The 26,584-nt window shown below is 69.6% G+C and carries 23 protein-coding genes; 12 read left to right on the top strand and 11 right to left on the bottom strand.

Going from position 1 to position 26,584, the window contains the following annotated elements; translation table 11 throughout:
• Positions 1-48 precede the first annotated feature (48 nt).
• The 6 genes from kstD (at position 49) to ACUZ2Y_RS25050 (ending at position 6,716) form a co-directional block, all read left to right on the top strand.
• On the top strand, positions 49-1,752 hold the full coding sequence (gene kstD, locus ACUZ2Y_RS25075; RefSeq protein ID WP_476323184.1) for a 3-oxosteroid 1-dehydrogenase: 1,704 nt from the start codon (positions 49-51) through the stop codon (positions 1,750-1,752).
• A complete protein-coding gene (locus ACUZ2Y_RS25070; RefSeq protein WP_476323181.1) occupies positions 1,749-2,885 on the top strand; it encodes a 3-ketosteroid-9-alpha-monooxygenase, oxygenase component in 1,137 nt (378 codons plus the stop codon). The genes kstD and ACUZ2Y_RS25070 overlap by 4 nt, the downstream gene beginning before the upstream one ends.
• A 2-nt stretch (positions 2,886-2,887) precedes the next feature.
• Entirely contained in the window at positions 2,888-3,148 is a 261-nt protein-coding gene (locus ACUZ2Y_RS25065; RefSeq protein WP_476323178.1) for a hypothetical protein, read from the top strand.
• Positions 3,141-4,157: a 2Fe-2S iron-sulfur cluster-binding protein gene (locus ACUZ2Y_RS25060; protein ID WP_476323175.1), complete on the top strand. Its 1,017-nt coding sequence runs from the start codon at positions 3,141-3,143 to the stop codon at positions 4,155-4,157. The genes ACUZ2Y_RS25065 and ACUZ2Y_RS25060 overlap by 8 nt, the downstream gene beginning before the upstream one ends.
• A gap of 9 nt (positions 4,158-4,166) precedes the next feature.
• Complete coding sequence (locus ACUZ2Y_RS25055; protein WP_476323172.1) at positions 4,167-5,030, top strand: MaoC/PaaZ C-terminal domain-containing protein; 864 nt, start codon at positions 4,167-4,169, stop codon at positions 5,028-5,030.
• Between the two features lie 117 nt (positions 5,031-5,147).
• Positions 5,148-6,716, top strand: coding sequence for a copper amine oxidase (locus tag ACUZ2Y_RS25050; RefSeq protein ID WP_476323169.1), 1,569 nt, complete (start codon positions 5,148-5,150; stop codon positions 6,714-6,716).
• A gap of 3 nt (positions 6,717-6,719) precedes the next feature.
• Here the strand turns inward: ACUZ2Y_RS25050 and ACUZ2Y_RS25045 are convergent, their stop codons facing one another.
• The 6 genes from ACUZ2Y_RS25045 to ACUZ2Y_RS25020 all read right to left on the bottom strand — a co-directional run bounded on the left by ACUZ2Y_RS25045 (position 6,720) and on the right by ACUZ2Y_RS25020 (position 13,600).
• On the bottom strand, positions 6,720-7,889 hold the full coding sequence (locus ACUZ2Y_RS25045; RefSeq protein WP_476323166.1) for a lipid-transfer protein: 1,170 nt from the start codon (positions 7,887-7,889) through the stop codon (positions 6,720-6,722).
• Positions 7,886-8,272: a MaoC family dehydratase gene (locus ACUZ2Y_RS25040; RefSeq protein ID WP_476323163.1), complete on the bottom strand. Its 387-nt coding sequence runs from the start codon at positions 8,270-8,272 to the stop codon at positions 7,886-7,888. The genes ACUZ2Y_RS25045 and ACUZ2Y_RS25040 overlap by 4 nt, the downstream gene beginning before the upstream one ends.
• Complete coding sequence (locus ACUZ2Y_RS25035) at positions 8,269-9,174, bottom strand: bifunctional MaoC family dehydratase N-terminal/OB-fold nucleic acid binding domain-containing protein (RefSeq protein ID WP_476323160.1); 906 nt, start codon at positions 9,172-9,174, stop codon at positions 8,269-8,271. Before ACUZ2Y_RS25035 ends, ACUZ2Y_RS25040 begins: the two co-directional genes overlap by 4 nt.
• On the bottom strand, positions 9,171-10,337 hold the full coding sequence (locus ACUZ2Y_RS25030; protein ID WP_476332062.1) for an acyl-CoA dehydrogenase family protein: 1,167 nt from the start codon (positions 10,335-10,337) through the stop codon (positions 9,171-9,173). The genes ACUZ2Y_RS25035 and ACUZ2Y_RS25030 overlap by 4 nt, the downstream gene beginning before the upstream one ends.
• A 2-nt stretch (positions 10,338-10,339) precedes the next feature.
• Positions 10,340-11,401: an acyl-CoA dehydrogenase family protein gene (locus ACUZ2Y_RS25025; RefSeq protein WP_476323157.1), complete on the bottom strand. Its 1,062-nt coding sequence runs from the start codon at positions 11,399-11,401 to the stop codon at positions 10,340-10,342.
• Positions 11,402-11,539: 138 nt separating this feature from the next.
• Complete coding sequence (locus tag ACUZ2Y_RS25020) at positions 11,540-13,600, bottom strand: acyl-CoA dehydrogenase family protein (RefSeq protein WP_476323154.1); 2,061 nt, start codon at positions 13,598-13,600, stop codon at positions 11,540-11,542.
• 74 nt (positions 13,601-13,674) lie between these two features.
• On the opposite strand from ACUZ2Y_RS25020, the gene kstR reads away from it, so the two are divergent.
• Positions 13,675-14,301, top strand: a complete 627-nt coding sequence (gene kstR, locus ACUZ2Y_RS25015; protein WP_476323151.1) for a cholesterol catabolism transcriptional regulator KstR — start codon at positions 13,675-13,677, stop codon at positions 14,299-14,301.
• A 49-nt stretch (positions 14,302-14,350) separates the two neighbouring features.
• Positions 14,351-14,974: a class I SAM-dependent DNA methyltransferase gene (locus ACUZ2Y_RS25010; protein ID WP_476323148.1), complete on the top strand. Its 624-nt coding sequence runs from the start codon at positions 14,351-14,353 to the stop codon at positions 14,972-14,974.
• A gap of 132 nt (positions 14,975-15,106) precedes the next feature.
• On the opposite strand, the gene shbA is transcribed toward ACUZ2Y_RS25010, so the two are convergent.
• Complete coding sequence (gene shbA / locus ACUZ2Y_RS25005; protein WP_476323145.1) at positions 15,107-15,769, bottom strand: RNA polymerase sigma factor ShbA; 663 nt, start codon at positions 15,767-15,769, stop codon at positions 15,107-15,109.
• A gap of 502 nt (positions 15,770-16,271) precedes the next feature.
• Between shbA and ACUZ2Y_RS25000 the strand changes: the two genes are divergently transcribed.
• From ACUZ2Y_RS25000 to ACUZ2Y_RS24990, 3 genes are all read left to right on the top strand, one after another.
• Positions 16,272-17,237, top strand: a complete 966-nt coding sequence (locus ACUZ2Y_RS25000) for a D-2-hydroxyacid dehydrogenase (protein WP_476323142.1) — start codon at positions 16,272-16,274, stop codon at positions 17,235-17,237.
• A gap of 124 nt (positions 17,238-17,361) precedes the next feature.
• Complete coding sequence (locus ACUZ2Y_RS24995; RefSeq protein ID WP_476332060.1) at positions 17,362-18,657, top strand: acyl-CoA dehydrogenase family protein; 1,296 nt, start codon at positions 17,362-17,364, stop codon at positions 18,655-18,657.
• A gap of 27 nt (positions 18,658-18,684) precedes the next feature.
• Positions 18,685-19,887 (top strand): acyl-CoA dehydrogenase family protein, encoded by a 1,203-nt coding sequence (locus ACUZ2Y_RS24990; protein ID WP_476323139.1) that lies wholly within the window; start codon positions 18,685-18,687, stop codon positions 19,885-19,887.
• A 62-nt stretch (positions 19,888-19,949) separates the two neighbouring features.
• Here the strand turns inward: ACUZ2Y_RS24990 and ACUZ2Y_RS24985 are convergent, their stop codons facing one another.
• Entirely contained in the window at positions 19,950-20,585 is a 636-nt protein-coding gene (locus ACUZ2Y_RS24985; RefSeq protein ID WP_476323136.1) for a TetR/AcrR family transcriptional regulator, read from the bottom strand.
• A 100-nt stretch (positions 20,586-20,685) separates the two neighbouring features.
• Between ACUZ2Y_RS24985 and ACUZ2Y_RS24980 the strand changes: the two genes are divergently transcribed.
• A complete protein-coding gene (locus ACUZ2Y_RS24980) occupies positions 20,686-22,158 on the top strand; it encodes an MFS transporter (protein WP_476323133.1) in 1,473 nt (490 codons plus the stop codon).
• Between the two features lie 27 nt (positions 22,159-22,185).
• Here the strand turns inward: ACUZ2Y_RS24980 and ACUZ2Y_RS24975 are convergent, their stop codons facing one another.
• The 3 genes from ACUZ2Y_RS24975 to ACUZ2Y_RS24965 all read right to left on the bottom strand — a co-directional run bounded on the left by ACUZ2Y_RS24975 (position 22,186) and on the right by ACUZ2Y_RS24965 (position 26,582).
• The gene (locus ACUZ2Y_RS24975) at positions 22,186-23,244 is read right to left on the bottom strand and encodes an alpha/beta fold hydrolase (protein ID WP_476323130.1); all 1,059 of its coding nucleotides are present in this window, start codon (positions 23,242-23,244) and stop codon (positions 22,186-22,188) included.
• Positions 23,245-23,445: 201 nt separating this feature from the next.
• Complete coding sequence (locus tag ACUZ2Y_RS24970; protein ID WP_476323127.1) at positions 23,446-24,600, bottom strand: acyl-CoA dehydrogenase family protein; 1,155 nt, start codon at positions 24,598-24,600, stop codon at positions 23,446-23,448.
• Positions 24,597-26,582 (bottom strand): acetyl/propionyl/methylcrotonyl-CoA carboxylase subunit alpha, encoded by a 1,986-nt coding sequence (locus ACUZ2Y_RS24965; RefSeq protein WP_476323125.1) that lies wholly within the window; start codon positions 26,580-26,582, stop codon positions 24,597-24,599. Before ACUZ2Y_RS24965 ends, ACUZ2Y_RS24970 begins: the two co-directional genes overlap by 4 nt.
• Between the last annotated feature and the right edge of the window lie 2 nt (positions 26,583-26,584).

Raw genomic sequence — 26,584 nt, 5'->3', positions numbered from 1 at the left:
TAACCTGTTCTAGTATTGTGCGGAACGCCGAGACGACCGGAGGTGGACATGCCCGACGCGACCGACCTTGCTGCCGACCACGACAGCGACTACGACGTGGTGGTGGTCGGCAGCGGGGCCGCGGGCATGACCGCGGCACTCGCCGCGGCCCGGCGCGGGCTGCGGACAGTGCTGGTGGAGAAGGCCGCGACCTACGGCGGGTCGACGGCCCGGTCCGGTGGCGGGGTGTGGGTGCCGAACAACCCGGCCCTGCTCGCCGCGGGTGTGCCCGACAGCCCGGAGCAGGCGCGTGACTACCTGGCGCACATCGTGGGCGATGTGGTCCCCGAGGACCGGCGGCAGGCGTTCCTGGACAACGGACCGGCCGCGGTGTCCTTCGTGCTGGCGAACACGCCGCTGGAACTGGCCTGGGTGCCGGGCTATTCCGACTACTACCCCGAGGCGCCCGGCGGGCTGCCCGGTGGGCGGTCGGTGGAGCCGAAGCCGATGAGCGCCAAGCTGCTCGGCGCCGAACGCGCGCGGCTCAACCCGCCGTACCTCAAGGCCCCCACCGGGATGGCGATCACCCAGGCCGACTACAAGTGGATGAACCTGATGGCCCGGCACCCGCGCGGACTGCTGCGGACGATGCGGGTCGCGGGCAGGCGGATGCTGTCGCTGCTGCGCCGGCGCGAGATGCTGACCATGGGGCAAGCGCTTTCGGGCGGTCTGCGGGTCGGGCTGAGCCGGGCAGGCGTGCCGCTGCTGCTGGACACACCGCTGGTCGACCTTCGGGTCGAGGACGGCCGGGTCACAGGCGTCGAAGTCGCGCGCGGCGACGAGAAGGTCATGCTGCGGGCCCGGCACGGCGTCGTGCTGACTTCGGGTGGGTTCGAGCGCAACGAGCGGATGCGCAAGGAGTACCAGCGCGAGCCGATCACGGCCGACTGGACGGTCGGCGCGGTGGAGAACACCGGCGACGGCATCGAAGCGGGCCTGCGCGCGGGCGCGGCGGTCGACCTGATGGACGACGCGTGGTGGGGTCCGTCGATCGAACTGCCGCGCGGGCCGTACTTCTGCCTCGCCGAGCGGACACTGCCGGGCTGTGTCCTGGTGAACCAGGCCGGGGAGCGGTTCGTCAACGAGGCCTCGCCCTACGTCGACGCCGTGCACGCGATGTATGACGGCCACACCGAGGACAAGCCGCACATCCCGGCGTGGCTGATCCTGGACCAGCGCTACCGCAACCGGTACGTCTTCGCCGGACTCGGCCCCCGCCAGCCGCTCCCGGGCAAGTGGTTCAAGTCAGGCGCCCTGCACAAGGCAGCCACCCTGGCCGAGTTGGCCAAGCGGATCGACGTCCCGGCGGACGCCCTGATGTCCACTGTGGAGCGGTTCAACGGCTTCGCCAGGACCGGGCGGGACGAGGACTTTCAGCGCGGCGAGAGCGCGTATGACCGCTACTACGGCGATCCGCGCAACAAGCCGAACCCGTGCCTGGGCCCGGTCGACAAGGCGCCGTTCTACGCCGTGCGCATCGTTCCCGGCGACCTGGGAACCAAGGGCGGGCTGCGCACCGACACCCACGCCCGGGTCTTGCGTGGGGACGGCACGGCGATCGCCGGGTTGTACGCGGCGGGCAACGCGAGCGCGGCCGTCATGGGGCACACGTACGCCGGGCCGGGCGCGACGCTCGGGCCTGCCATGGTTTTCGGCTACCTGGCGGCGCAGGACATCGCCGACCGGGCAGGTACCACTGGAGGAACGCGATGACGCAGGCCGAACAGCCCGTCCGGACCATCGACGTGGGCGCCCCGCCCACGCGCTTCGCCCGCGGCTGGCACTGCCTCGGCCTGGCCGAGCCGTTCCGCGACGGCAAGCCGCACGCCGTCGAGGCGTTCGGCACCAAGCTCGTGGTGTTCGCCGCGGAGGACGGCACGCTCAACGTGCTCGACGGCTACTGCAGGCACATGGGCGGCGACCTCACCCGGGGCACGGTCAAGGGCGACAACATCGCCTGCCCGTTCCACGACTGGCGCTGGGCGGGGAACGGCAAGTGCGCGGCGATCCCTTATGCCAAGCGGATTCCGCTGCGCGCGCGGACCCGGTCGTGGCTGACCCAGGAGCAGAACGGGCAGCTGTTCGTCTGGAACGACCCGGAAGGCAACCCGCCGCCGGAGAACGTCGTCATCCCCCGGGTCGACGGCGCGTTCTCCGAGGAGTGGAGCAACTGGACCTGGGACAGCGTGCGGATCGACGGCGCCAACTGCCGGGAGATCATCGACAACATGGTCGACATGGCGCACTTCTTCTACATCCACTTCGCCTTCCCGACTTTCTTCAAGAACATCTTCGAAGGCCACATCGCCACCCAGTACCTGAACTCGCGCGGCAGGCCGGACGTGCACTCGAAGTCCAACTACGCCTCAGAGGATCTCGCGCTGCGCTCGGAGGCGTCGTACTACGGGCCGTCATACATGATCAATTACCTGTGGAACGACTACAAGGGCACGGTGATCGAGACCGTGCTGATCAACTGCCACTACCCGGTCAGCGAGAACTCGTTCGTGCTGCAGTGGGGCGTGATCGTCAAGCGGTTGCCGGGTGTCTCGCCGGAGGACGCCGACCGGATCGCGGGCAAGTTCGCGAAGAGCTTCAGCGTCGGGTTCCTGCAGGACGTGGAGATCTGGCGCAACAAGACCCGCATCGACAACCCGCTGCTGTGCGAGGAGGACGGCCCGGTCTACCAGCTTCGCCGCTGGTACGAGCAGTTCTACGTCGACGCCGCCGAGGTCATGCAGGACATGACCCGGCGCTTCGAGTTCGAAGTGGACACCACCAGGGCGAACGAGGTGTGGGCCAAGGAGGTCGCCGAGAACCTGGCGGCCCGCGAGACAACGGAGTAACGGTGTCCGAGCGGCGGGAATTTCTCGAGGGCGGTTTGGCGCCGCTGGACTGCGACCGGTGTGGGACGCGGGTGCTGGTCAAGAAGAACAGCGCCCGGCACACCAGCGTCCAGTGGACGACCGACCCCGCCGCGACGTGCCCGGAGTTCGCCGAGGCCGTGGCGCGCGGCACGGTCAGCGCGTTGGTCGACACCTGTTGGACCCTGCACGCGACAATCGAGCGCGCGGCCCACGACGGAGAGCTGGAGGTGCCAGGTGAGTGAGCTGACCTCCCACCTGCTCACGGTGGCGGCGGTGGTCGAGGAGACCGCTGACGCCCGGTCGATCGTCTTCGACGCCGACTTCCCCTATGCCCCAGGCCAATTCCTCACGCTGCGGGTCCCCAGCGACCAGTGCGGCTCGGTCGCCCGCTGCTACTCGCTGTCGAGTTCCCCGTATGAGGGCGGCAAACCGCAGGTCACCGTGAAGCGCACCGCGGATGGATACGCCTCGAACTGGGTGTGCGACAACGTCTCGGCGGGCTCGACGATCGAGGTGCTCCCACCGTCGGGCATCTTCACCCCGAAGTCCCTGGACGCGGACCTGCTGCTGTTCGCCGGTGGCAGCGGAATCACCCCGGTCATGTCGATCCTCAAGTCCGCCCTGGCAGCGGGTTCTGGCCGGATCGTCCTGGTCTACGCCAACCGCGACGAGTCCTCGGTGATCTTCGCCGCCGAACTGCGGGCGCTGACAGACAAACACCCGGAACGGCTGACGGTGATCCACTGGCTGGAGAGCGTGCAAGGGCTGCCCAGCGTGGCCCAACTCCGCACTCTGGCCCGCCTGTTCGCCGGCTACGACGCCTTCACCTGTGGCCCCGCGCCGTTCATGAAGGCCGTCACCGAAGCCCTTAAGACACTGGGCTTCCCCCGCGAACGCCGCCACCTCGAACGGTTCGCCTCCCTGGGCGCGAACCCGTTCGACCAGGCCGTCGCCGCCGCCCCCGACCCGGACGGCGAGAAGGCGGTCGTCGAACTGGAATTGGACGGCAGACGCCACACCGTCGACTGGCCGGTCACCAGCACACTGCTGGATGTCCTGCTCGACAAGGGCCTGCCCGCTCCGTACTCCTGCCGGGAAGGCGCGTGCAGCGCTTGCGCGTACCGGCTGGTGTCGGGTGAGGTGAAGCTGCTGAACAACGAGGTGCTGGACCAGGAAGACCTCGACGAGGGAATCCGCCTGGCCTGCCAGTCGGTGCCGGTGACCTCGAAAGTCGAGATCAGCTACGAATGAGGGTGTCGCATGCCAATTGACCCCAAGGTCGCGATCGGGGCGGAACTGCCCGGGACGTCCTTCACCTGGACCGCCTCGGATGTCCTGCTGTACCACCTGGCCGTCGGCGCGGGCGGCGACCCGACGTCACCCCGGGAACTCCGGTACGCGCTTGAGGACGACCTCCGTGTCCTCCCCACGTTCGGTGTCGTGGCGCCGAGCCTGCGGGTGTTCGAGCCGCCGTCCGTGTCGTTCCCAGGCATCTCGGTCGACTTGGCGAAGGTGCTGCACGGCAGCCAGGGAATCACCGTGCACGGCCCGATCCCGGTGGAGGGCAAGGCGCGGATCGACTCGCGGATCGTCGAGGTGTGGGACAAGGGCAAGGCGGCCGTGATCGTCCAGGAGGCGACCGCGACCAGCCCGGACGGTGTGCTGCTGTGGACGACCCGCTCCAGCATCTTCGCCCGGGGTGAGGGTGGATTCGGCGGCGAACGCGGGCCTGCCGCCGTCCCCTTCGAGCCTTCTCGGGAACCCGACTTGGTGATCGACACGCCTACCCTTCCGCAGCAGGCGCTGTTGTACCGGCTGTGCGGGGACCGCAATCCTTTGCACGCCAGTCCGGAGTTCGCCTCAGCGGCGGGTTTTCCCGCGCCGATCCTGCATGGACTGTGCACGTACGGGATCGTCGCCAAGGCACTGACCGACGCCTGCCTGGACGGGGATCCGTGGCTGGTGAAGTCGTTCGACGCCCGGTTCGCCGGAGTCGTCTACCCGGGCGAGTCGCTGCGGACTTCCGTGTGGCCGGACGGCGAGAAGATCCACGCTGTGACGACGGTGCCTGCCCGCGACACGGAGGTCTTGACCGGGATCACGCTGACCCGCACCAGCGGGTGAACTCGCAAGTCCGAACGGGTGAGTCCCAGGTGGACACCTCACGCGGTCGACAACCTCGGCGACAGAGTCAGAAGGCCCGCGGGTTCGCGGGCCAAGGGCGCTGGAGGTGTGACCAGGATGGCGAAGGAGATCAGGGTCGAGATCGAACCGGCTGGTTTCGGCCAGGAGGTGACCGACCGGCTGCGGGACGAGGTGACGCGGCATCCCAGGATGCGCGAGCTGCTCGACGGGACCGAGTTCAGGCTGCTGAACCTGCAGCCGGTGGATGACGAGCGCGGCAAGGACGGCGAGGAGGGCGAAGAGCGGCGATTCCGGGCCACGGTCTACGACTACACCAACGACCGCGCGATCGAGGCTGTCGGCTATCTGGACCGGCCCGATGAACTCGACGTCGCCGACTACGCCCGCCAGCCGCTGCCCAGCGCCGAGGAGTTCGACCTGGCGGTACAACTGCTCGGCGAGGACCGGCAGTGGCGCGACGGCTTGGGCGAGGCGGTCATCGCGATGCCGCACGTCCCGCCGGTGATCGAGGTCGAGCAGCCGGACGGACGGATGCGGCGCACCATCGGCGTCGTGCTGGCCCCGCGCGAGCGTGGCGGCCCGTTCCGGGTCGCGTCGGTGGACATCCACCGCCGGGAGATCCGCGAGATCGCGCCCCGAGGCGACACCGACGGGCAGTGCGGGTTCACCCCGGGTGGACAGCAGACGGTCACCAACACGCCGGGCCAGGCCTGGGTGACGGTGTGGCAGGGCCAGACCCGGCTGTGGCGGATGCTCGTCAAGCGACCGGCGGGCTCTTCGGGGACGAACGGCTCAGGCATCGAGCTGCGCTACGTGGACTACCGCGACAAGCGCGTCCTGTGGCAGGCGCACGTGCCGGTTCTCAACGTCCGCTACGACCGGGACGCGTGCGGTCCCTACCTGGACTGGCAGAACGAGGAGTCACCGTTCGAGGCCGACGGATCCGACCCCGTACCAGGGTTCCGGCTCTGCACCAGCCCGGCCAAGTCGATCCTCGAATCCGGCAGCGACACGGGCAACTTCACCGGGGTCGCGGTGTACGTCGACGGCCCGGAAGTCGTCCTGCTCAGCGAGATGCAGGCAGGTTGGTACCGCTACATCAGCTCGTGGCGCTTCCATGTCGACGGCACCATCAAACCCCGCTTCGGGTTCTCCGCGGTCACCTTCCCGTGCGTGTGCAACCGCCACCACCACCATTGCTACTGGCGGCTGGACTTCGACATCCGCACACCGGGCAACAACGTGGTGGCCGAGTACAACGACCCGCCGCTGGCACCCGGGTGGGACAACTGGCACGACAAGGCCTACGAGATCCAGCGAGCGCGCGACTACGGGCGCTCCCGCAAGTGGCGGGTGACCGACGCCCGGTCCGGCGCGGCCTACGAGATCGTGCCGGGGCACGACGACGGGGTCGCGACCGACATGCCCGACTGGCCGTTCCCGCAAGGCGACCTGTGGATCACCCGGTACAAGCCGTCCGCCGAGATCGACAACGGTGTGCCTGCCACCGGCCCACCGTACGAGGCGAACATCGGCAACTTCGTCAACGGGGAGAACATCCACGGCCAGGACGTCGTGGTCTGGTACGGCGCGCACTTCACCCACGACGTCGCCGCGCACGCCGGCCATGTCGTCGGGCCGGATCTGGTTCCGGTGAAGTGGTAGCGCTTACCGGGAGAGAACGAGCGCGCTGGTCGGGACCCCGGTTCCGGCCGTGACCACGACGTTGCGCACGGCGGCGACCTGGTTCGCCGCCGTGCCGCGAACCTGGCGGACTCCCTCGGCGATCCCGTTCATACCGTGGATGTAGGCCTCGCCCAGCTGTCCGCCGTGCGGGTTGAGCGGCAGCCTGCCGTCGAGTTCCAGGGTCCCGTCCGCGATGAAGTCCTTTGCCTCGCCGGGCTTGCAGAAGCCGAGCTCTTCGAGCTGGACCAGCACAAACGGGGTGAAGTGGTCATAGAGCACCGCCACCGACATGTCTTCCGGTGACAGGCCCGACTGGGCCCACAGCCGCCTGCCGACCAGTCCCATCTCAGGCAGACCGGTGATGTCCGGCCGGTAGTAGCTGTTCATCACATACTGGTCGGTCCCACTCCCCTGCGCGGCGGCCCGCACGATCGCCGGCCGGTGCGGCAGGTCCCGGGCCCGCTCAGCGGTGGTGACGACCAACGCCACGCCGCCATCGCTCTCCTGACAGCAATCCAGCAGCCGCAGCGGTTCGGCGATCCAGCGTGACGACTGGTGGTCTTCGAGGGTGATCGGCCTGCCGTGGAACCAGGCGTATGGGTTCGTGGCCGCGTGTTTGCGGTCGACCACCGCGATCCGGCCGAAGTCCGCGCTGGTGGCGCCGTACTCGTGCATGTAGCGGCGGGCGAACATCGCGACCGTGGCCGCCGGCGTGCCCAGGCCCATCGGGTAGTGCCAGCCGTTGTCCACGCCGGTCGAGGTCGGCTGCTGGGCGGCGGCGGCCTGGACCCGGCCGAAGCGCTGACCTGACCGCTCGTTGAAAGCCCGGTAGCACACGACAACCGACGCGACTCCCGTCGCGACGGCCATCGCGGCCTGTTGGACAGTCGCACACGCGGCGCCGCCGCCGTAGTTGATCCGGCTGAAGAACGACAGCTCCGGGATTCCGACCTCGCGGGCGACCGCGATCTCGGAGTTGGTGTCCATGGTGAACGTGACCAGACCGTCCACATCGGACGGTGACAGTCCCGCGTCCGCGATGGCCGAGCGCACGCACTCCGCGGCGAGGCGGAGTTCGGTGCGGCCCGAGGCCTTGGAGAATTCCGTGGCGCCGATGCCGACGATCGCGGCCGCGCCGGACAGCGTGCTCATGGCAGCTCCACCCGGACCGTCCCGGTGACGTGATCGCCGATGCTGTTGCGCCCCACCACACTCACCACGACCAGCTTCCCCTCACGTTCGCTGACGTGGCCGGTGAAGGTGAGCGTCTCGTAGGCGTAGCACGGCACTCCCAGCCGGATCGCGATGCCGCGGACCATGGCGTTCGGGCCCGCCCAGTCGGTCACGAACCGCTGCACCAGGCCGGTGTCGGTGAGGATGTTGAGGAAGATGTCCTTCGACCCGCGCTCGACGGCGGCGTCGCGGTCGTGGTGGACGTCCTGGTAGTCGCGGGTGGCGATGGCCGTGCTGACCACGAACGTCGGCGTCACCTCGATGACCAGCTCGGGCAGGGTGTCCCCGACGGCGACCGTCATGACCGCACCCGCCAGACGGGCAGGGTGAGGTCGTCGTCGATCCGCTGGAAGTCCACCCGCACCGGCAGTCCGACCCGCACCTCCGCCGGGTCCGCGTCGATCAGCTCGGCCAGCAACCGCACTCCTTCGGCCAGTTCCACCAGCGCCACCACGAACGGCAGCCGCTTGCCGGGCATCGGCGGGTGGTGGTGCACGACGTAGCTGTAGACCTCGCCGACACCCTCCGCCACGACATAGGTCAACTCCGTCGACCCGCAGCCCGGGCACATCGGGCCGGGTGGGTGCCGGACCTCGCCGCACGCCACGCACTTCTGGATCCGCAGCTCGCCTTGCCGCGTGCCCGACCAGAAGAACTCCGTGTCCAGGCTGACCACCGGCCGCAGCACGTCGCCGACCGGCTCCACGGCGGGCGGACGGAACTTGAGCACCCGGAACAGCATCTCCGCCACCGGCTCATCGCCGACGTACCAGGTGCTGACCGTGGTGACGAACCAGCCTTCGCCCAGCGCGGTCCGCTTGGGGCCCACCACATCGGTCAGCCGCGCGCCGACCGTGACCTCTTCGCCCGGACGCAGGTAGCGGTGGTAAGTCTGCTCGCAGTTCGTCGCGACGACCGACGTGAAGCCCGCCTCGTCGAGGACCGACACCATGGCGCCCAAGGGATCGTCGGCCGGTCGGGTTCCGCGCAGGCCGAACATCGTCCACACCTGGGCCATCGCCGGCGGCGCGACAAGTCCGCCGTGGACGGACTCGGCGGCGGCCACCGGGTCGGTGTAGACCGGGTTTCGGTCACCAAGTGCCTCGACCCAGTGCCGGACCATGGGCACGTTCACCGGATCCGGGGCGGCCCGCCTCGATGACTCGCCGCGCGCGATGACCTGGTCGGCCACGTCCCGGATCATCGCGGCACCCGAGGCAGCTTAAGACCGACGGTGGCGATCAGCTCACGTTGGATCTCGTTCACGCCACCGCCGAAGGTCAGCACCAGGTTGCGCTTGGCCTGCGCGTCGAGCCAGCGCACCAGGTCCGCGGTGTCCGGGTCGGCGGGGTCACCGTGCCTGCCGACGATTTCCTCCAGCATCCGGCACGCGCGCTGGGTGCGTTCGGAGGCGAACACCTTCGTCGCCGAGGCGTCGGCCACGTCGACCGGCCCGTCGACGGCGGCGACCTGCCAGTTGAGCAGCTCGTTGACCCGCACCCACGCCGACACCTGGGCCAGCGTCGTGCGGACGTCGTGGAACGACAGGATCGGCGTGCCGTCCGGGCCTTTGGTCGAGCCTGCCCAGTCACGCACCCGGTCGCACAGCCCGGCGAGCCTGCCCGCCGGTCCGAGCATGACCCGCTCGTGGTTGAGCTGGGTCGTGATCAGCCGCCAGCCCTCGTTCTCCTTGCCCACCAACATGTCCGCGGGCACCCGGGCATCGCTGTAATAGGTGGCGTTGACGTGGTGCGCGCCGTCGCAGGTGATGATCGGCGTCCAGCTGAACCCGGGGTCGGTGGTGTCGAGGATGAGGATCGAGATCCCCTTGTGCCGTGGGGCATCCGGGTCGGTGCGGACGGCGAGCCAGATGAAGTCGGCGTCGTGCGCGCCCGTGGTGAAGATCTTCTGTCCATTGACCACATAGGACTCACCATCGCGGACCGCGGTGGTGCGCAGCGACGCCAGGTCGGTGCCCGCCTCCGGTTCGGTGTAGCCGATGGCGAAGTGCACCTCACCGGCGAGGATGGCCGGGAGGAAGCGCGCCTTCTGTTCCGGCGTGCCATACCGCTGCAGCGTCGGCCCCACGGTCTGCAGCGTGACGTAGGGCAGCGGGATGTCGGCCCGCGCCGCCTCGTTGACGAAGATCTGCTGCTCCACACCACCGAACCCGCGTCCGCCGAACTCCGTCGGCCAGCCGACGCCGAGCCACCCGTCGCGGCCCATCCGCCGCACGACGTCGCGGTAGACGGCACCGTGCCGCTCGGTCAGCATCAGGTCGCGTTCGGCCTGGGTGAGCAGCCCGGCGAAGTAGGCCCGCAACTCGTCGCGCAGCGCACGCTGGGCGTCGGTGAGGTCGAGGAGCATGGTCACCCGCCCACCGCGGCCAGACGGTCGAGCCGCTGGCCCGCGCCGCCGACGAAGCGGGCGAGATCCTTGCCCGTCGAATAGTACCGGTGCATGGGGTAGGCGGCGTCGACACCGAGCCCGCCGTGCAGGTGGTGACAGACCTGCAGCGCGGCGGGCAGTTCCTCGGCCAGCCAGTAGGCGGCGACGTCGAGGTCGTACCCGGCGTCACGGCCGGAGTCGAGCCGCCAGCAGGCCGACCGCGCGGCCAGGTGCAGGGTCCGGGCACAGGTGTAGACGTCGGCGATCTGCTGCGCCACGGCCTGGAAGGTGGCCAGTGGCTTGCCGAACTGCTCGCGCCGCCGCACGTGCTCGGTGGTCAGCTCCAGCGCCCCCGCGGCCAGCCCGTCACCAACCGCGCACGCCCCTGCCAGTGCGAACCGGTTCAACTCCCGGGCGGCTTGCCCACTCGGGTCGCGACCCAGAAGATCACCCGCCGAGACCACGACATCCGTCAGGTCCACTGTGTACTCCGGCATCCCCGATGAGGTCGACGTCGGCGTGACCCGCACCCCGGCGGCATCCGGCGCGATGAGCAGGACACCCGCCACACCGCCGCCACGGATGGTGGCCGGGACGAGGATCCGGGAAGCTTCGGCCGCGTAGGGGACGCCGATCTTGGTGCCGGACACCAGGAACCGGTCCCCGTCACGGCGGGCGACGGTGGCGGGAGCCGCGGGCAGCGACACCGACGGTTCCCGGGTCGCGGCGGTGAGCAGCGCGTCGCCGGTCGCGACCGCACACAGGTGCGTGTCCTGCTGGGCGCGGGTGCCCAGGCGGGCCAGTGGCAGCACACCGAGGGCCAACGTGGCGAGGGCAGGCAGCGCCGCCGCGCGGCGACCCACCTCGGTCAGCACGAGCGAGGTCTCCAGGACCCCAAGTCCGTCCCCACCGAGCCGAACCGGCATGGCCAGGGCGACCAGCCCCGCCCGGACCAGGTCCGACCAGGCCGCGCCGTCGCGGGCCAACACTTCCGCCGCGAGCGCGGCCACCGCCGACCGCGTTTCGTCGAGTCCGAAGTCCACACCGCCTCCGAAATTGGAACCTGTTCTAGTTTTAGCCGACAAACCCGCCCACCGCAAGACCTTCGCCCCGGGAACCCCGTTGTGCGGCCACCGAAACGCAAGGACCCCACCAAACAGGCCCCAACAGCATGAGCAGAGCTAACGCGGCAGCCCCAACACCCGCTCCCCAGCAGCACTGAGCAAAACCTGCTCAGTCCCCCCAGCGATCGTCAAACACCGCGACAACAAAAACTCATACACCTCCGACGAACCCCCCACAGCCCCGCCAACACCGAGTAAGTCCACAGCAGCTTCAGCAACAGCCTGCCGATGCCGCACCCCGATCAACTTCCGCACCCCAGACTCCGCCCCACCCCCCTGCCCCTCAAGCGTCCGCAAAGTCGCCCGCAAGTCCACAAGCGACACTGAAGTGCCATCCGCGATGAGACCACCGAGCCGATCCAGCACCAAAGGATCCGTCACAGAACCAAGCGCGGACACCAACTTCTCCACAGACTCACCCACCGCCGACGAGCCACCCATCGCCACCCGCTCGTCAGCCAACGTCGACCGAGCAAGTGCCCAACCGTCATCCACCGACCCCACAACACAGTCGTCAGGCACGAAGACACCATCGAGGAACACCTCGTTGAACATCAATTCCCCGGTGATCTCCCGCAGCGGTCGCAGCGTGATTCCCGGCGCGGTCATGTCGACCAAGAAGTACGTGATCCCCTTGTGCTTGGCCACATCCGGGTTCGTCCGAGCCAGGCAGATCCCCCAGTCCGCCTCTTGCGCCCGCGACGTCCACACCTTCTGCCCGCTCAGCGACCACCCGCCGTCGACCTTCGTCGCCCGCGTCCGCAGCGCGGCCAAGTCCGAGCCCGCTTCGGGTTCGCTGAACAGCTGGCACCACGCGATCTCGCCACGCAAGGTCGGCCACGCGAAGCGTTCCCGCTGCTCGTCGGTGCCGTGCCGCAGGATCGTCGGCACCGCCCAGGCCCCGATCACCAGGTCCGGCCCGCGCACCCCGGCGGCGGCCAGTTCGGCGTCGATCACCAGCTGGGTGCGTGCCGACGCGCCAAGGCCGAATGGCTTGGGCCAGTGCGGAACGAGGTAACCGGTGTCGACGAGGGCGGTCCGCTGCTCCGCGACCGGCAGCGCCGCGATCCGGCGAACCTGGTCGCGAACGTCATCATCGACGCCCACGTCGATTCCCAGCCGCCGCCGCGCGCCGCCGACAACCAGCGTGGCCGCCCGCTGCCGCCACCGCGCGGAGCCGCCGAGCAGACTCCGCAGCGCCGACGCGCGCCGCAGATAGAGGTGGGCGTCGTGCTCCCAAGTGAAGCCGATGCCGCCGAGGACCTGGACGCAGTCCTTCGCGTTGTCCACCGCGGCGTCCAAAGCGATCGCGCCCGCGACGGCCGCGGCCACTGGGTCGTCAGCCCTGGCCGCGTCCCACGCGACAGCGGCGGCCCGCTCGGACCGGCACAGCATCTGCGCGCACAGGTGTTTCACCGCCTGGAACGCGCCGATCGGCTTGCCGAACTGCTCCCGCACCTTGGCGTAGGCGACCGCGGTGTCCAGGCACCACCGCGCGATCCCCGCCGCCTCGGCCGTGCCGAGGGTGACCGCCAAGTCCGCGACCCGCGCCGCCGTGAGGCCCGGAAGGGCCGCCTCCGGTCGGAGCCCGTCGAGTCGGACCCGGACCAGCGGCCGGGAGAAGTCGAGCGCCTCGACCGGCTCCACGCGGCCCGCGGTCGGCACCAGCCACCACAGGTCGTCCGCACCGACCACGAGCTGCTCCGCCGCCGCGACCAGGACCTCGCCGCCCAGGGTCCCGTCGGGCCGCACGGCCACACCGTCAGGACACAGCGCGACCGCGACCGACACCGTGCCGTCGAGCAGTCCGGGCAGCAGTCCCTTCGCCTCGGGCGTGCCCGCCTCCGCGAGCAGCAACCCGGCGAGCGCCGAGCTCAGCAGCGGCCCGCCGAACAGCTCGTACGCGCTCTGCTCAAGGGCCGCCGCCAGGTCGGACACGGACCCGCCCGCGCCGCCGAACTCAGTGGACACGGCCATCCCGAGTACCCCGAGGTCGATCAACTCGCGGGTACAGTGTGGAACGTGTTCACGGACCGAGCGATGGGGAGCGACCCGGGCGGCGACCGCCCGAACCGCGTCCTGGATCGCGCGCTGTTCTTCGGTGACCGCGATCGGCACGGGCTGACCTCCTCGTGTCGGAACCACGAGCTACTATAGAACGTGTTTCAGTTTTCGACGGACAGGAATGTTGGATGACCGCCACGAACCGACCCCGCGCGGCGAACGGTCTGCTCACCGAGGACGAGCCCGGCTCGGCCGCGCAGCGCGACCGCCGCAAGCGGATCCTCGACGCCACCATCGCGCTGGCCTCCAAGGGCGGCTTCGAGGCGGTCCAGATGCGCGCGGTGGCCGAGAAGGCCGACGTGGCGCTCGGCACGCTCTACCGCTACTTCCCCTCGAAGATCCACCTGCTGGTCACCGGCCTGGCGCGGGAACTCGAACGCGGCCTGGAGCGGCTCGACCGCGCGACCATCCCCGGTGAGACGCCGTACGACCGTGTCCTGCAGGTCCTCGGCCGGGTCACCCGCGCCATGCAGCGCGACCCACACCTGACCGAGGCGATGACCCGCGCGTTCATGTTCGCCGACGCCTCCGCCGCCGCCGAGGTCGACGCGGTGGGCAGGCTGATGGACCGGATGTTCGCCTACGCCATGCACGACGAGCCGACCGAAGAGGACATGGCGGTGGCCAGGGTCATCGCCGACGTGTGGCTGTCCAACCTGGTCGCCTGGGTGACCAGACGGGCCACCGCGAACGACGTCGCCGACCGCCTCGAACTGACGGTTCGCCTGTTGCTGCGCAAGGATTCCCGCACTTGACCCATTCGGAAGCTGGCCCACGGACGCGGGTAGCGGCATGCTGTGCGGCGTGCCTACCGAGAACCCCACTCCCGCGTTCGACCTGATCGGCAAGCGCTACGACGAGTCGTTCGTCGAGCGCGACGCGCAGATCGCCGAGACGAACTGGCTGATCGAGCAGCTGCCCCCCGGGGCCCGCGTGCTCGACCTCGGCTGCGGCAGCGGCCTGCCCACGGCCAAGCAGCTGGTCGACGCCGGTTTCACGGTCGTCGGCGTGGACGAGTCGCAGACGATGCTCGACCTTGCTGAGGAGCAGGCGCCCGGCGGCACCTACCTGCGCGGCGACCTGCGGGAGACGGCGGGACTGGGCGAGTTCGACGCCGTCGTCGCCTTCTTCGCGCTGCTGATGCTGCCCAAAGCCGACATCGCCAAGACCCTGGCGAACATCCGCGAGCAGCTGCGCGGCCCGAAACTGCTGCTGATCAGCATGGTGCAGGGCGATTTCGACGCGTTCCCGGTGAACTTCCTCGGCGCGCCGACATCGGTCTCGGCCTACCCACCCGACCAACTGCGCGAGGTGGTCACAAACGCCGGCTTCGACGTGTCTCGACTGCACGAGGTCGAGGCCATGGCCGAACCCGGCCGAATCGAAGTCCAGCTCTACCTACGCTCGTCCGCGTCCCCGGAATCCTAGGTTCGGACACCGACAACTGCTCGCGCACGCAACCGAACCTAAGGGGACCGTGACGAAGGTCAACCACGGTCACCCACCAATCCGCACCATCACCCGCCAGGTGACCCCAACATAAAATTCCGGGGAGGCGGACTAGAGCCAGTCCGTGGCGGTGAGCGCGCCGCGCAGCCGGGTGAGCGCGCGGTGCTGGGCGACCCGCACGGCCGTCGCGGTCAGACCGATCGCGGTGGCCGTCTCCTGCGCGGAGAGGCCGACGACCAGCCGCAGCACCAGGATCTCGCGCTGGCGCGGGGCGAGGGTGTCGAGCAGGGAGACCAGCCGGGTGCGCATCTCGCCGCGCAAGGTGATCTGCTCCGGGCCGAGGCCCACATCCATGGTCTCGGGCAGCTCGGCCACCGGCTCGGAGCGGTCACGCCCGGAGCGGCGGTAGAAGTCGGCGACCTTGTGCGAGGCGATGCCGTAGACGAACGGCAGGAACGACTCGCAGTTGTCGTGGTAGCGCGGAAGGGCGCCGAGCACGGCCAGCAGGATTTCCTGGGCCACGTCGTCGGCGGAGGAGTACGCGGACCCCGTGCGGCCGATGCGGGCCCGGCAGTAGCGGATGATCGCCGGGTTGATCCAGGCGAACAGCGTGCCGATGGCTTCGCGGTCGTCCTGCAGCGAGGCGGCGACCAACTCGTGGAACGCGGAGCTCTTGAGTCGGGTGAAGATCGCGTCGGTCCCTTGAGACCGCGCGGCGGGAGCGGGAACCGGCGCGTCGACGTCCGACTCAGCCGGCTTGATTGCAGAACTCACATGAGCCCCCAGAGTGTGCGGCGCACCTTGCGGCGGTGCGCCGGTGAGATCCGGCGTGGCGCGGGCTCCCCGACTCGCGTCCCCTGGTCCGTCTCGGATCGTCGGATTCGATGGTGACCCTTGACGGAGAGTGATGCTAGCCGGGGAAATCCTTCTGCACCAGGGTTTCCCCTAGTACTTCTTTGGAGATGTTTTCTCATTCAACCTTCGCCCGGTAAGGGTCCAAGGTCCCGAGACGCAACATTACGTGGGTCAACCTGGGGAATCAGTCACGAACTGTGGACGTCCGATCCACTCTCCGAAGTTGCCGTTCCACCGACAGGGGATTCTGCGTGAAACCGGCGAATCGCATCGACGTTGGTCACTATGTCAGCACGGAGGGTAGCGTCGACTCCGGTGACCAAGGTTTGTCACCGCGTTGACAGTGCCGCCTCCAGGTTTCTAGCGTTGCCTGGGTTGTCCAGTTGGCCAGCGAACCACCCGAAATGGGGATGCACCCGCTATGGACGCCACCCGGCGGCCGATCGTCGTCGTCCTGCACGGCGCCGAACGACCGCCCCGGATGACCACGATCGAGCAGAACGCGACGGTCCGCTACACCACGTCGCACCACCTCGTCGACGCCCTGCCCGGTGCGGACGTGCTGTTGGTCTGGGACCTTCGCAGCACCGCGCTGACCCAGGTCTGGCCCGCGGCGAACAAGCTGCGCTGGGTCCACGCGGCCGCCGCGGGCGTCGGCCACCTCGCGATACCCGAACTGATCGAGTCCGACGTCGTGCTGACCAACGCGCGCGGGATCTTCGACGAGCCGGTCGCGGAGTACGTGCTGACCGTCATGCTGGCCTTCGCCAAGGACCTGCCCACGACGATGCGGCTGCAGCAGCGCCGCACCTGGCAGAAGCGGGAGACCGAACGCCTCGCCGGGTCGAGCGCGCTGATCATCGGAACCGGCCCGATCGGGCGGGCGATCGGGCGCAAACTGCGGGCCGTCGGGGTAGCGGTGTCCGGCGCGGGCCAAGCCGCCCGGGACTCCGATCCGGACTTCGAGTCGGTCGTCGCGCTCACGGACCTGCGCTCCGCGCTGCCCAAGCACGACCATGTGATCGTCGCCCTGCCGCTCTCGCCCGCAACGACCGGGTTGATCGACGCGCACGCCCTGCGGGCCATGCGGCCGACCGCCAGACTGGTCACCATCGGCCGCCGCGGCCTGATCGTCACCGCGGACCTGCTTGACGCCTTGGATTCCGGGACGATCGCGGGCGCGGCGATCGAGGTGTTCGCCGACGAGCCGCTCTCGCCGTCCTCGCCGCTGTGGGACATGCCCAACGTCCTCATCTCGCCGCACATGTCCGGCGACGTGAAGGGCTGGCGGGACGAATTGGTCCGACTCTTCGCCGACAACCTCAACCGCTACACCAAGGAAGAACCGCTGCTCAACGTGGTCGATAAGCGCCTCTACCGTCGGTGACCCGGGCCACAGGGGTCGACTGGAGCCACTTGCTACTCTAGAGTAGGTAAGAGGTCCGAACCGATTAGGGAGCAGCATGGCCGGGAAAGAGGGAGTCGGCGCGAAGCCGGCGCGGCGCGATGCCATGGGGACGGCGCTGGCGGTGCTGAACCGTTTGGCGAGCACCGAGGTGCTCGACCGGTTCGGGTTGCGCAAGCCGGTGCAGAACACCGTCTACCAGGCCACGAAGACCGGGTTCACCGCCATCGGCGCCGCGAGCCGCACGTTCGTCGCCGCGCAGAAGTCGGGCAAGCCCAAGCGGCTGCCGTCCGCGTCGGCCAAGGGTCTGTTCGACCTGACGCCGACCGAAGAGCAGCAGATGATCCGCGACACCGTCGCCGAGTTCGCCGCCGAGCGGCTGCGCCCGGTCGCCGCGGACGCCGACGCCAAGTGCGAGACCCCGCAGGAGCTGCTGACCCAGACCGCCGAGCTCGGCGTGACCCTGGTCGGCGTGCCCGAGGACCTCGGCGGCGTGGGCAGTGAGCGCTCCGCGGTCACCAACGTGCTGATCGCCGAGGCCATGGCGCACGGCGACATGGGTCTCGCGGTGGCCTGCCTCGCGCCGTCCGCGGTGAGCAACGCGCTGGTGCTGTGGGGCGACGCCGACCAGCAGGCCACCTACCTGCCCGCGTTCGTCGGCGACAACGTGCCCGCCGCCGCGCTGGCCATCCAGGAGCCGCGCGCGCTGTTCGACCCGTTCGCCCTGAACACCAAGGCGCACCGCACGCCCGGCGGTTTCACCATCACCGGCGTGAAGTCCCTGGTCCCGCGGGCCGCCCAGGCCGAGCTGTTCATCGTCGCCGCCGACCTCGACGGCCGCGGTCCGGCGCTGTTCCTGGTCGAGTCCGCAAACTTGGGCGTCAGCGTCGAGTCCGAGCCCGCCATGGGCCTGCGGGCCGCGTCGCTCGGCAAGCTGCACCTGGACCAGGTGTCGCTGCCCGCCACCGCGCTGATCGCCGAGGGCAAAAGCGACGTCTACGCCGAGTGCGTTCGCCTGGCCCGCATCGGCTGGTGCGCGCTCGCCGTCGGCACCTCGCAGGCCGTGCTCGACTACGTGATCCCGTACGTCAACGACCGCGTCGCCTTCGGTGAGCCGATCAGCCACCGGCAGGGCGTGGCGTTCAAGGTCGCCGACATCGGCATCGAGCTGGAGAGCATGCGCCTGCTCACCTACCGCGCCGCCAGCCGCGCGGAGCAGGGCAAGACCTACGCCCGCGAGGCGGCGCTGGCCCGGAAACTGTGTTCGGACAAGGGAATGATGATCGGCAACGACGGCGTGCAGTTGCTCGGCGGACACGGCTTCGTCAAGGAGCACCCGGTGGAACGGTGGTACCGGGATCTGCGGGTTATCGGTCTGGCCGAGGGCGTCGTCCTCGTCTGAGGGCTCAGGACAACGGGAGAAATTCAGATGATCAACCTTGAGGTTCCCAAGAAGTTCGAGCAGCTCGTCGACCAGGCACACCAGGCCGCCGCTGAGTTCTTCCGCCCCAACTCACGCAAGTACGACCACGCCGAGCACACCTACCCCAAGGAACTCGACATGCTCGCCGCGCTCCTCGACGGCCTGTCGGCCTCGGGCGGCGGCGCGGGCGCGAGCGGCGTCCGGGCGGACACGAGCAAGGAGAAGGGCAATCGCAACGGGTCCAACCTGTCGCTGCTGCTCGGCACCATCGAGATGTGCTGGGGTGACGTGGGTCTGCTGCTGACCATGCCGCGGCAGGGCCTGGGCAACGCCGCCATCGCCTCGGTCGCCAACGACGAGCAGTTGGAGCGCTACAAGGGCAAGTGGGCCGCCATGGCCATCACCGAGCCCGACACCGGCTCCGACTCCGGCGCGATCCGGACGACCGCGGTGAAGGACGGCGACTACTACGTCCTCAACGGCGAGAAGATCTTCGTGACCTCCGGCGAACGCGCGGACTGCGTCGTCGTGTGGGCCACTTTGGACCGCTCGCTCGGCAAGGCCGCCATCAAGTCCTTCGTGGTCGACCGCGGCACGCCCGGCTTCGAGCTGGTCCGGTTGGAACACAAGCTCGGCATCCGCGCCTCGGACACCGCGCACTTCCGCCTGGAGAACGTCCGGGTCCACCAAGACAACCTGCTGGGCAGCCCGGAAATCAGCGCGGAGCTGGGTTTCGCGGGGGTCATGCAGACCTTCGACAACACCCGCCCCCTGGTCGCCGCCATGGCCGTGGGCGTCGCCCGCGCCGCCCTGGAGGAGACCCGCCGCATCCTTTCCGAAGCGGGCGTGGAGATCGACTACGACCGTCCCGCCAACACCCAGTCCGCCGCGGCGGCGACCTTCCTGCAGCTGGAAGCCGACTGGGAAGCCGCCTACCTGCTGTCGCTGGAAGCGGCGTGGATGGCCGACAACCGCAAGCCGAACTCGCTGCAGGCCAGCATGGCCAAGGCGAAGGCTGGCCGCTCCGGTTCGGACGTCACCCTGCGGTGCGTGGAGCTGGCCGGTTCCGTTGGCTACAGCGAGAACTCGCTTCTGGAGAAGTGGGCCCGCGACTCGAAGATCCTCGACATCTTCGAGGGCACCCAGCAGATCCAGCAGCTGATCGTCGCCCGCCGCCTGCTGAACAAGTCGTCGGCCGACCTGAAATGATTTAGCGCCAACGAAAAGCGGCGCCCCTCGATGTCGTGGGGCGCCGCTTTTCGCTGTAGGGACTACAAGTGCGCCGCGCGCATCGCCTGGTCCATCTGATCGTGTGTCGCCGCCGCGCAGGGCAGCGGGTCCGACCCGCCGGTGCGGATCCCGTCGAGCAGCATGGCCAGGTACCGCCGCCACAGGTCGGGGTTGATCGCCCGGGTCAACTCCGCCGACGCGGCGACCATGATCAGGAAAGCGCCGATGTCGGAGGCCTCGAAGTCCGGGCGGACCGAGCCCTGCGCCTTCGCGCGGGCGACCAGGGCGTCCACCGCCGGGATGAAGTGTTCGGAGATGCGCTCCACCTGACCGAAGTCGGCCCGGGTGCAGATCTCGAACAGGCCGCGGTCAGCCGACTGGCGCTCGGCGATGTCGGTGATCAGACCACACAGGCCTTCCCACGCGTCCGGTGTGGACGCGGCGGCGGCGATCACCACGGCCAGTTCCTCGACGACGTGGTCGAACACGGCGGTGACCAGCGCTTCCTTGTTCGGGAATCGCCGGTAGACGGTGCCGACGCCGACACCCGCGTGCCGGGCCACATCGTCCAAAGTGACGTCCAGACCGTGCTCCGCGAAGACCTCGCGAGCGGCCCTGACGACGCGGACGCGGTTGCGTTCGGCGTCGGCGCGCAGGGGCTTGGTGGCGATCGTCACGCTCCTATCATAACAAATACGGAGGACGGCCCTCCGCTTCCTTGGTACCGTCGAAACCATAACCGGAGACCGGGTCTCAACTTTCTCCCCAGGGGCATTCATGACTCTCTCGGACACGCGCGCGCCCGAGCCACCGCTGCAGGCCGCGTCCAACAAGCGCTGGCTCATCCTCGCCGTCATCGCGATCGCCCAGGTCATGGTGGTGCTCGACGCCACCATCGTGAACATCGCACTGCCGTCGGCGCAGGTCGACCTGGCCTTCACCAACGACCAGCGCCAATGGCTGATCACCGGCTACGCGCTGAGCTTCGGCAGCCTGCTGCTGATCGGCGGCCGGGTGGCCGACCTGTTCGGCCGCAGGCTGACCTTCCTCGCGGGCGTCGCGGGCTTCGCACTCGCCTCCGCGGTCGGCGGCGCGGCGAGCAGCTTCGAGCTCCTCGTCGCCGCGCGCGTCGGCCAGGGTGTGTTCGCCGCACTCCTCGCGCCAGCCGCCCTGTCCCTGCTGACGACCACCTTCACCGACCCGAAGGAACGCGCCAAGGCGTTCGGCATCTTCGGCGCCATCGCAGGCGGCGGCGGCGCGATCGGCCTGCTGCTCGGCGGCGTGCTCACCGAGTACCTCGACTGGCGCTGGTGCATGTTCGTCAACCTGATCTTCGCCGGCGCGGCGTTCCTCGGGGGCGTGGCCCTGCTCGACCGCAGCACCGTCGACCACCGGCCCAAGCTCGACCTGTTCGGCATCGCGACCGCGACCGCGGGCATGTTCGCGCTGGTCTACGGCCTGGCCAACGCCGAGACCGAGTCGTGGAGCCACGGCCTGACGTGGGGCGGCATCACCGCGGGCGTCGTGCTGCTCGCGGTCTTCGCCTGGTGGCAGACGAAGGCGTCGCACCCGCTGCTGCCGCTGCGGATCCTGCTGCACCGCAACCGCGGCGGGGCGTTCCTGGCGATCTTCACCCTGTGCGCCGGGATGTTCGTGATCTTCCTGTTCCTGACCTACTTCCTGCAGGTCAACCTCCAGTTCGGCCCGGTGAAGTCCGGGGTGTCGTTCCTGCCGATGATCGGCACGCTGATGGTCTCGGCGACCCTGGCGACCACGGTGTTCCTGCCGCGCGTCGGGCCGCGGCCGCTGATCGCCGGCGGCATGCTGATCGCGGGCGCGGGCACCGGGCTGCTGGCCCTGCTCGACGAGACCAGCACATACGCGAGCGGCGTGCTGCCCGGTCTGCTGATCGCGGGCGCGGGCATCGGCCTGACCATGGCCGCGGGCATGAACATCGGCATCCTGGGCGTCGACCCCGACGACTCGGGTGCGGCGTCCGCGGCGATCAACGCCGTGCAGCAGGTGGGTGGCTCGATCGGCACCGCGCTGTTCAGCTCGGTCGCCGCCGGCGCGGTGACCACGGCCATGATGGAGGGCAAGGCCCCGGCGTCGGCCGCCATCGCGGGCTACAGCGCGGCGTTCCTCGGCAGCGCGATCCTCTTCGCGGTCGGTGCCGTCGTGGCCGGTCTGGTGCTGCGCCCCGGCGTGCCCGAGGAGCTCAGCACCGCCGGTCCCGTCGTCCACATGTGACATCTCCGGTGGCGTGGGCGAACCGGCTCACGCCATCGGGTTGTGGACCGCCAGGAAGTCGTCGATGTGCTTCCACGTCGTGTCGCGCGCGCCTCGGCCCGCGAGCACGCCGAGGTGGCCGCCTGGGCAGGCGTGGAACTCGACCTCGGCCGCGTTGTCGAGCACGTCGACCAGATGCCTGACCGCCCGCTCGGGTGCGATGCTGTCGCCCTTGCCCGCGATGATCAGCACCGGGATCTTCACCTCGGCCAGGGTGATCCGTCGCCCGCCCAGGTCGAACGTGCCCTCCGCGAGGTCGTTCGCGCGGAAGAACCGGTGGTAGAGCTGCCCGAACGTCCGTCCCGGGTAGGCGATCATGTTGTCGGTGAACCGGTCGACGGCCTCGATCTGCGCCAGGAAATCGGCGTCGTCGAGGTGCGACAGGATCGCGTACGGCTTGGTGATGACCTTGTCGATCGCCGAGAGTTGGAACGCGCGCTTCACCAGGGCCCGCGGCGCTCCGCCGAGCAGGCGGTAGGCCGGGGTGAGGATCCAGCCCTGAGTGAAGTCGACCAGGGGCTTCATCGGCGCGATCAGCGGGATGGCCGTCACGTCGAAGGGCGCGGCCACGGTCGAGATCGACGCGATCGGCAGGCCGGGCTGGTCGGCGGCGGTGAGCAGCGACATGATGCCGCCGAGGCACCAGGCGACCACGTGCACCGGCCGGTCGCCCGCGTCCCGGCTGACCGCCCGGATCGTGTGCGGCAGCACGTCGTCGATCCAGTGCTCCAGGCCGAGCGTGCGGTCGGCGAAGCTCACGGTGCCGAAGTCGACCATGTAGGTCGAGCGCCCCTGCTCGACCATGTGCTCGGCAAGGCTGCAGCCCCGGCGCAGGTCGAAGCACAGCGACGGCGCGGCGAGCGGCGGCACGAACAGCACCGGATCCCCACTGGCAGGAATGTTCCCCTCAGCGAACCGGTAAACCGACCGCATGCGGCCCTTGTCGATCAGCGTCCGCGGCATCGGCCGAAGATCGGCGATACCCCCGCGCGCGACCTTCGCCCCCACATTCTCAACCGCCGCCGCCACCCACTCGGTCACACCCACCGCACCCACCTCCACCCCAAGTCTGCCCGCCCCGCGAGTCGCCCGCCCAGGCAAACGAGTCGCCCCTCCAGGCAAGTGAATTCAACATCGGGACAACGAATCCCAACTTCGCCTGGTTACGAAGGTGAGACCCATGTCCCAGCCAGTGTCGAACTCGGTTGCCGGAAGGGGCGACTCGTTTGCCTGACGGGGCGACTCGCGCTATTTGAGGCCTAGTTCGCGGGCGATGAGCATGCGCTGGACCTCGCTGGTGCCCTCACCGATCTCCAGGATCTTCGCGTCGCGGTAGAAGCGGCCGACGGGGAACTCGTTCATGAAGCCGTAGCCGCCGAAGATCTGGGTGGCGTCGCGGGCGTTGTCCATCGCGGCGTTGGAGGCGTGCAGCTTGGCGATGGCCGCCTCCTTCTTGAACGGCTCGCCGCGCAGCATCTTCGCCGCCGCCGCGTAGTAGGCCAGCCGGGCGGTGTGCGCGCGCAGCTCCATGTCGGCGATCTTGAACTGGATCGCCTGGTACTCGCCGATCTTGCGCCCGAACGCCTCGCGCTCGCCGACGTACCGCAGCGACTCGTCGATGCACCCCTGCGCCAGACCGACCGACAGCGCGGCGATCGCGACCCGGCCCTCGTCCAGTGTGGACAGGAACTGCGCGTACCCGCGGCCCTGCTCACCGAGGAGGTTCTCCTTCGGCACCCGGACGTCGGCGAAGGACAGCTCGCGGGTGTCGGAGGCGTTCCAGCCGACCTTCGAGTACTTCTTCGACACGGTGAACCCGGGCGTGCCCGACGGCACGATGATCGCCGAGATCTCCTTGCGGCCGTTGTCCTTCACGCCGGTGACGGCGGTGACGGTGACCAGGCCGGTGATGTCGGTGCCGGAGTTGGTGATGAACGCCTTGGAGCCGTTGATGACCCACTCGTCGCCGTCGAGGCGGGCGGTCGTTCGGGTCGCGCCCGCGTCGGAGCCGCCGCCGGGCTCGGTGAGGCCGAACGCGCCGAGCTGCTCGGCGTTGGTGAGCTTGGGCAGCCACGTCTGCTTCTGCTCTTCGGTGCCGTACCGGTAGAGCGGCATCGCGCCGAGGGAGACACCCGCCTCCAGCGTGATCGCGACCGACGAGTCGACCCGGGCCAGCTCTTCGAGCGTCAGACAGAGGGCGAAGTAGTCGCCGCCCATGCCGCCGTACTCCTCGGAGATCGGCAGGCCGAACAGGCCCATCTGGCCCATCTTGGCGACGATCTCGTAGGGGAACTCCTCGCGCTCGTAGAAGTCCCCGATGACCGGGGCGACCTCCTCACGGGCGAACTCCTGGACGGTCTTGCGGAGCGCCTCGTGCTCCTCGCCCAACCTGAAGTCGATCATGACTGGTCCTCCGATGGGGTTACCACGGCCAATACCTGGTTCAGCGCGACCTGTTGGCCCGCGTGCACGTTCAGTTCGGAGACGACACCGTCGACCTTGGCCGTGATGGTGTGCTCCATCTTCATCGCCTCGACGACGAGCAGCGGCTGCCCCGCGGTCACGTGGTCGCCCGCGGCGACCTTGACCACCAGCACCGTGCCCGGCATCGGGCTGGTCACCGGCCCGCCCGCGGCGGCGGACGATCCCGCGCCTTCGAGCATCGAGTGCTCGGCCACCGCCCACGCCTGGCCACCGGCCGCAAGCCACAGCACGTCGCCGTCCTGGGCTCGGGTGTAGCGCAGGTTGCGACCGCCGTAGGTGACCCGCAGTTCACCGTCCACACGCGACACGGACGCCTTGACGGGGTCGCCGTCGTCGATCGTCACGGTCGCGGCCGACGGGCCGCCCGAGAGCCGGACCCGCACGTCGCGGTCGCCGCAGGTCAGGCGCAGCGGGACCACCGCGGCCCGGCCGAGGCGCCAGCCGTTGGGGACCGACCAGGGGTCGATCACGTCGCCGGTGGGCTGCATGGTGAGCAGCTCGTCGAGCGCGGCGGCGGCGAAGACCTCGTCGGGCACCGGCTCCGCGCGGGTCAGCTCGTCGAGCTTGCGTTCGACGAGCTGGGTGTCGAGCCTGCCCGCGCGCACGTCCTCATCGGCAAGCAGCGCGCGCAGGAAGGCGATGTTCGTGCCGACGCCAAGCACGACCGTGTCGGCCAGGGCGTCGGACAACCGGGTCAGCGCCCGCGCGCGGTCCTCGCCCCAGGTGATCACCTTGGCGAGCATCGGGTCGTAGTCCGAGCCGACGACAGAACCGGCCAGCAGCCCGGAGTCCATCCGCGCCCAGTCCTCAGTGGACTGGGACAGGCCGAGCACGCGGCCGCCGGTCGGCAGGAAGCCGGTCGACGGGTCCTCGGCGTACACCCGGGCCTCGACCGAATGCCCGCGAAGCTCCACATCGGACTGCTTGAGCGACAGCGGCTCCCCCGCCGCCACCCGCACCTGCAGCTCGACCAGGTCGAGGCCGGTGACCTGCTCGGTGACCGGGTGCTCGACCTGCAGCCGGGTGTTCATCTCCATGAAGAAGAACTCGTCGGGCCGGTCGGCGGAGACGATGAACTCCACCGTGCCCGCGCCGGTGTAGCCGACGGACTTGGCCGCGTCGACCGCCGCCGTGCCCATCCGGTCGCGCATCACCGCGTCAAGCAGCGGCGAGGGCGCCTCCTCGATGATCTTCTGGTGGCGCCGCTGGAGGCTGCATTCGCGCTCGCCGAGGTGGATCACGTTGCCGTGGGCGTCGGCGAGGACCTGGATCTCGATGTGCCGGGGCCGCTGGACGAACCGCTCGATCAGCAGCGTCTCGTCGCCGAACGAACCACGGGCCTCGCGCCGCGCCGACTCGATCGCCGAGCGCAGCGCGTCCGGCTCGGTGACCAGCCGCATTCCCTTGCCGCCACCACCCGCGGACGGCTTGAGCAGCACCGGGTAACCGATCTCCGTCGCGGCGGACACCAAGTCGTCGTCGGACATCCCGGGCTCCGTGCGACCGGGGACGACCGGCACGCCGGCGGCGATGACCGTCAGCTTGGCGCGGATCTTGTCGCCCATGGCGTCGATCGCCGAGGCGGGCGGGCCGATGAAGACCAGCCCCGCGTCCGCGCAGGCCCGGGCGAACTCGACGTTCTCGGCGAGGAACCCGTAGCCCGGGTGCACCGCCTCGGCGCCGGTCGCGCGAGCCGCCGCGATGATGTTCGGGATGGACAGGTAGCTCTCGCGCGCGGCGGCCGGCCCGATGCGGACGGCCACGTCGGCCTCCCGGACATGCCGGGCGCCCGCGTCGGCGTCGCTGTAGACCGCGACCGACCGGATGCGCATCCGGCGGAGCGTGTCGATGACGCGGCAGGCGATCTCGCCGCGGTTGGCGATCAGAACGCTGGTGAACATCA

Source organism: Actinokineospora sp. UV203, assembly GCF_056323665.1.
The sequence above is the reverse complement of the archived record's forward strand: the minus strand, read 5'-3'. Positions and strand labels throughout refer to the sequence as shown.

Coding starts and splice junctions, on each gene's coding strand:
- kstD (WP_476323184.1), top strand. CDS start 49: ATGCCCGACGCGACCGACCTTGCTGCCGACCACGACAGCGACTACGAC.
- ACUZ2Y_RS25070 (WP_476323181.1), top strand. CDS start 1,749: ATGACGCAGGCCGAACAGCCCGTCCGGACCATCGACGTGGGCGCCCCG.
- ACUZ2Y_RS25055 (WP_476323172.1), top strand. CDS start 4,167: ATGCCAATTGACCCCAAGGTCGCGATCGGGGCGGAACTGCCCGGGACG.
- ACUZ2Y_RS25050 (WP_476323169.1), top strand. CDS start 5,148: ATGGCGAAGGAGATCAGGGTCGAGATCGAACCGGCTGGTTTCGGCCAG.
- ACUZ2Y_RS25045 (WP_476323166.1), bottom strand. CDS start 7,889: ATGAGCACGCTGTCCGGCGCGGCCGCGATCGTCGGCATCGGCGCCACG.
- ACUZ2Y_RS25040 (WP_476323163.1), bottom strand. CDS start 8,272: ATGACGGTCGCCGTCGGGGACACCCTGCCCGAGCTGGTCATCGAGGTG.
- ACUZ2Y_RS25035 (WP_476323160.1), bottom strand. CDS start 9,174: ATGATCCGGGACGTGGCCGACCAGGTCATCGCGCGCGGCGAGTCATCG.
- ACUZ2Y_RS25030 (WP_476332062.1), bottom strand. CDS start 10,337: ATGCTCCTCGACCTCACCGACGCCCAGCGTGCGCTGCGCGACGAGTTG.
- kstR (WP_476323151.1), top strand. CDS start 13,675: ATGACCGCCACGAACCGACCCCGCGCGGCGAACGGTCTGCTCACCGAG.
- ACUZ2Y_RS25000 (WP_476323142.1), top strand. CDS start 16,272: ATGGACGCCACCCGGCGGCCGATCGTCGTCGTCCTGCACGGCGCCGAA.
- ACUZ2Y_RS24995 (WP_476332060.1), top strand. CDS start 17,362: ATGGGGACGGCGCTGGCGGTGCTGAACCGTTTGGCGAGCACCGAGGTG.
- ACUZ2Y_RS24990 (WP_476323139.1), top strand. CDS start 18,685: ATGATCAACCTTGAGGTTCCCAAGAAGTTCGAGCAGCTCGTCGACCAG.
- ACUZ2Y_RS24980 (WP_476323133.1), top strand. CDS start 20,686: ATGACTCTCTCGGACACGCGCGCGCCCGAGCCACCGCTGCAGGCCGCG.
- ACUZ2Y_RS24970 (WP_476323127.1), bottom strand. CDS start 24,600: ATGATCGACTTCAGGTTGGGCGAGGAGCACGAGGCGCTCCGCAAGACC.
- ACUZ2Y_RS24965 (WP_476323125.1), bottom strand. CDS start 26,582: ATGTTCACCAGCGTTCTGATCGCCAACCGCGGCGAGATCGCCTGCCGC.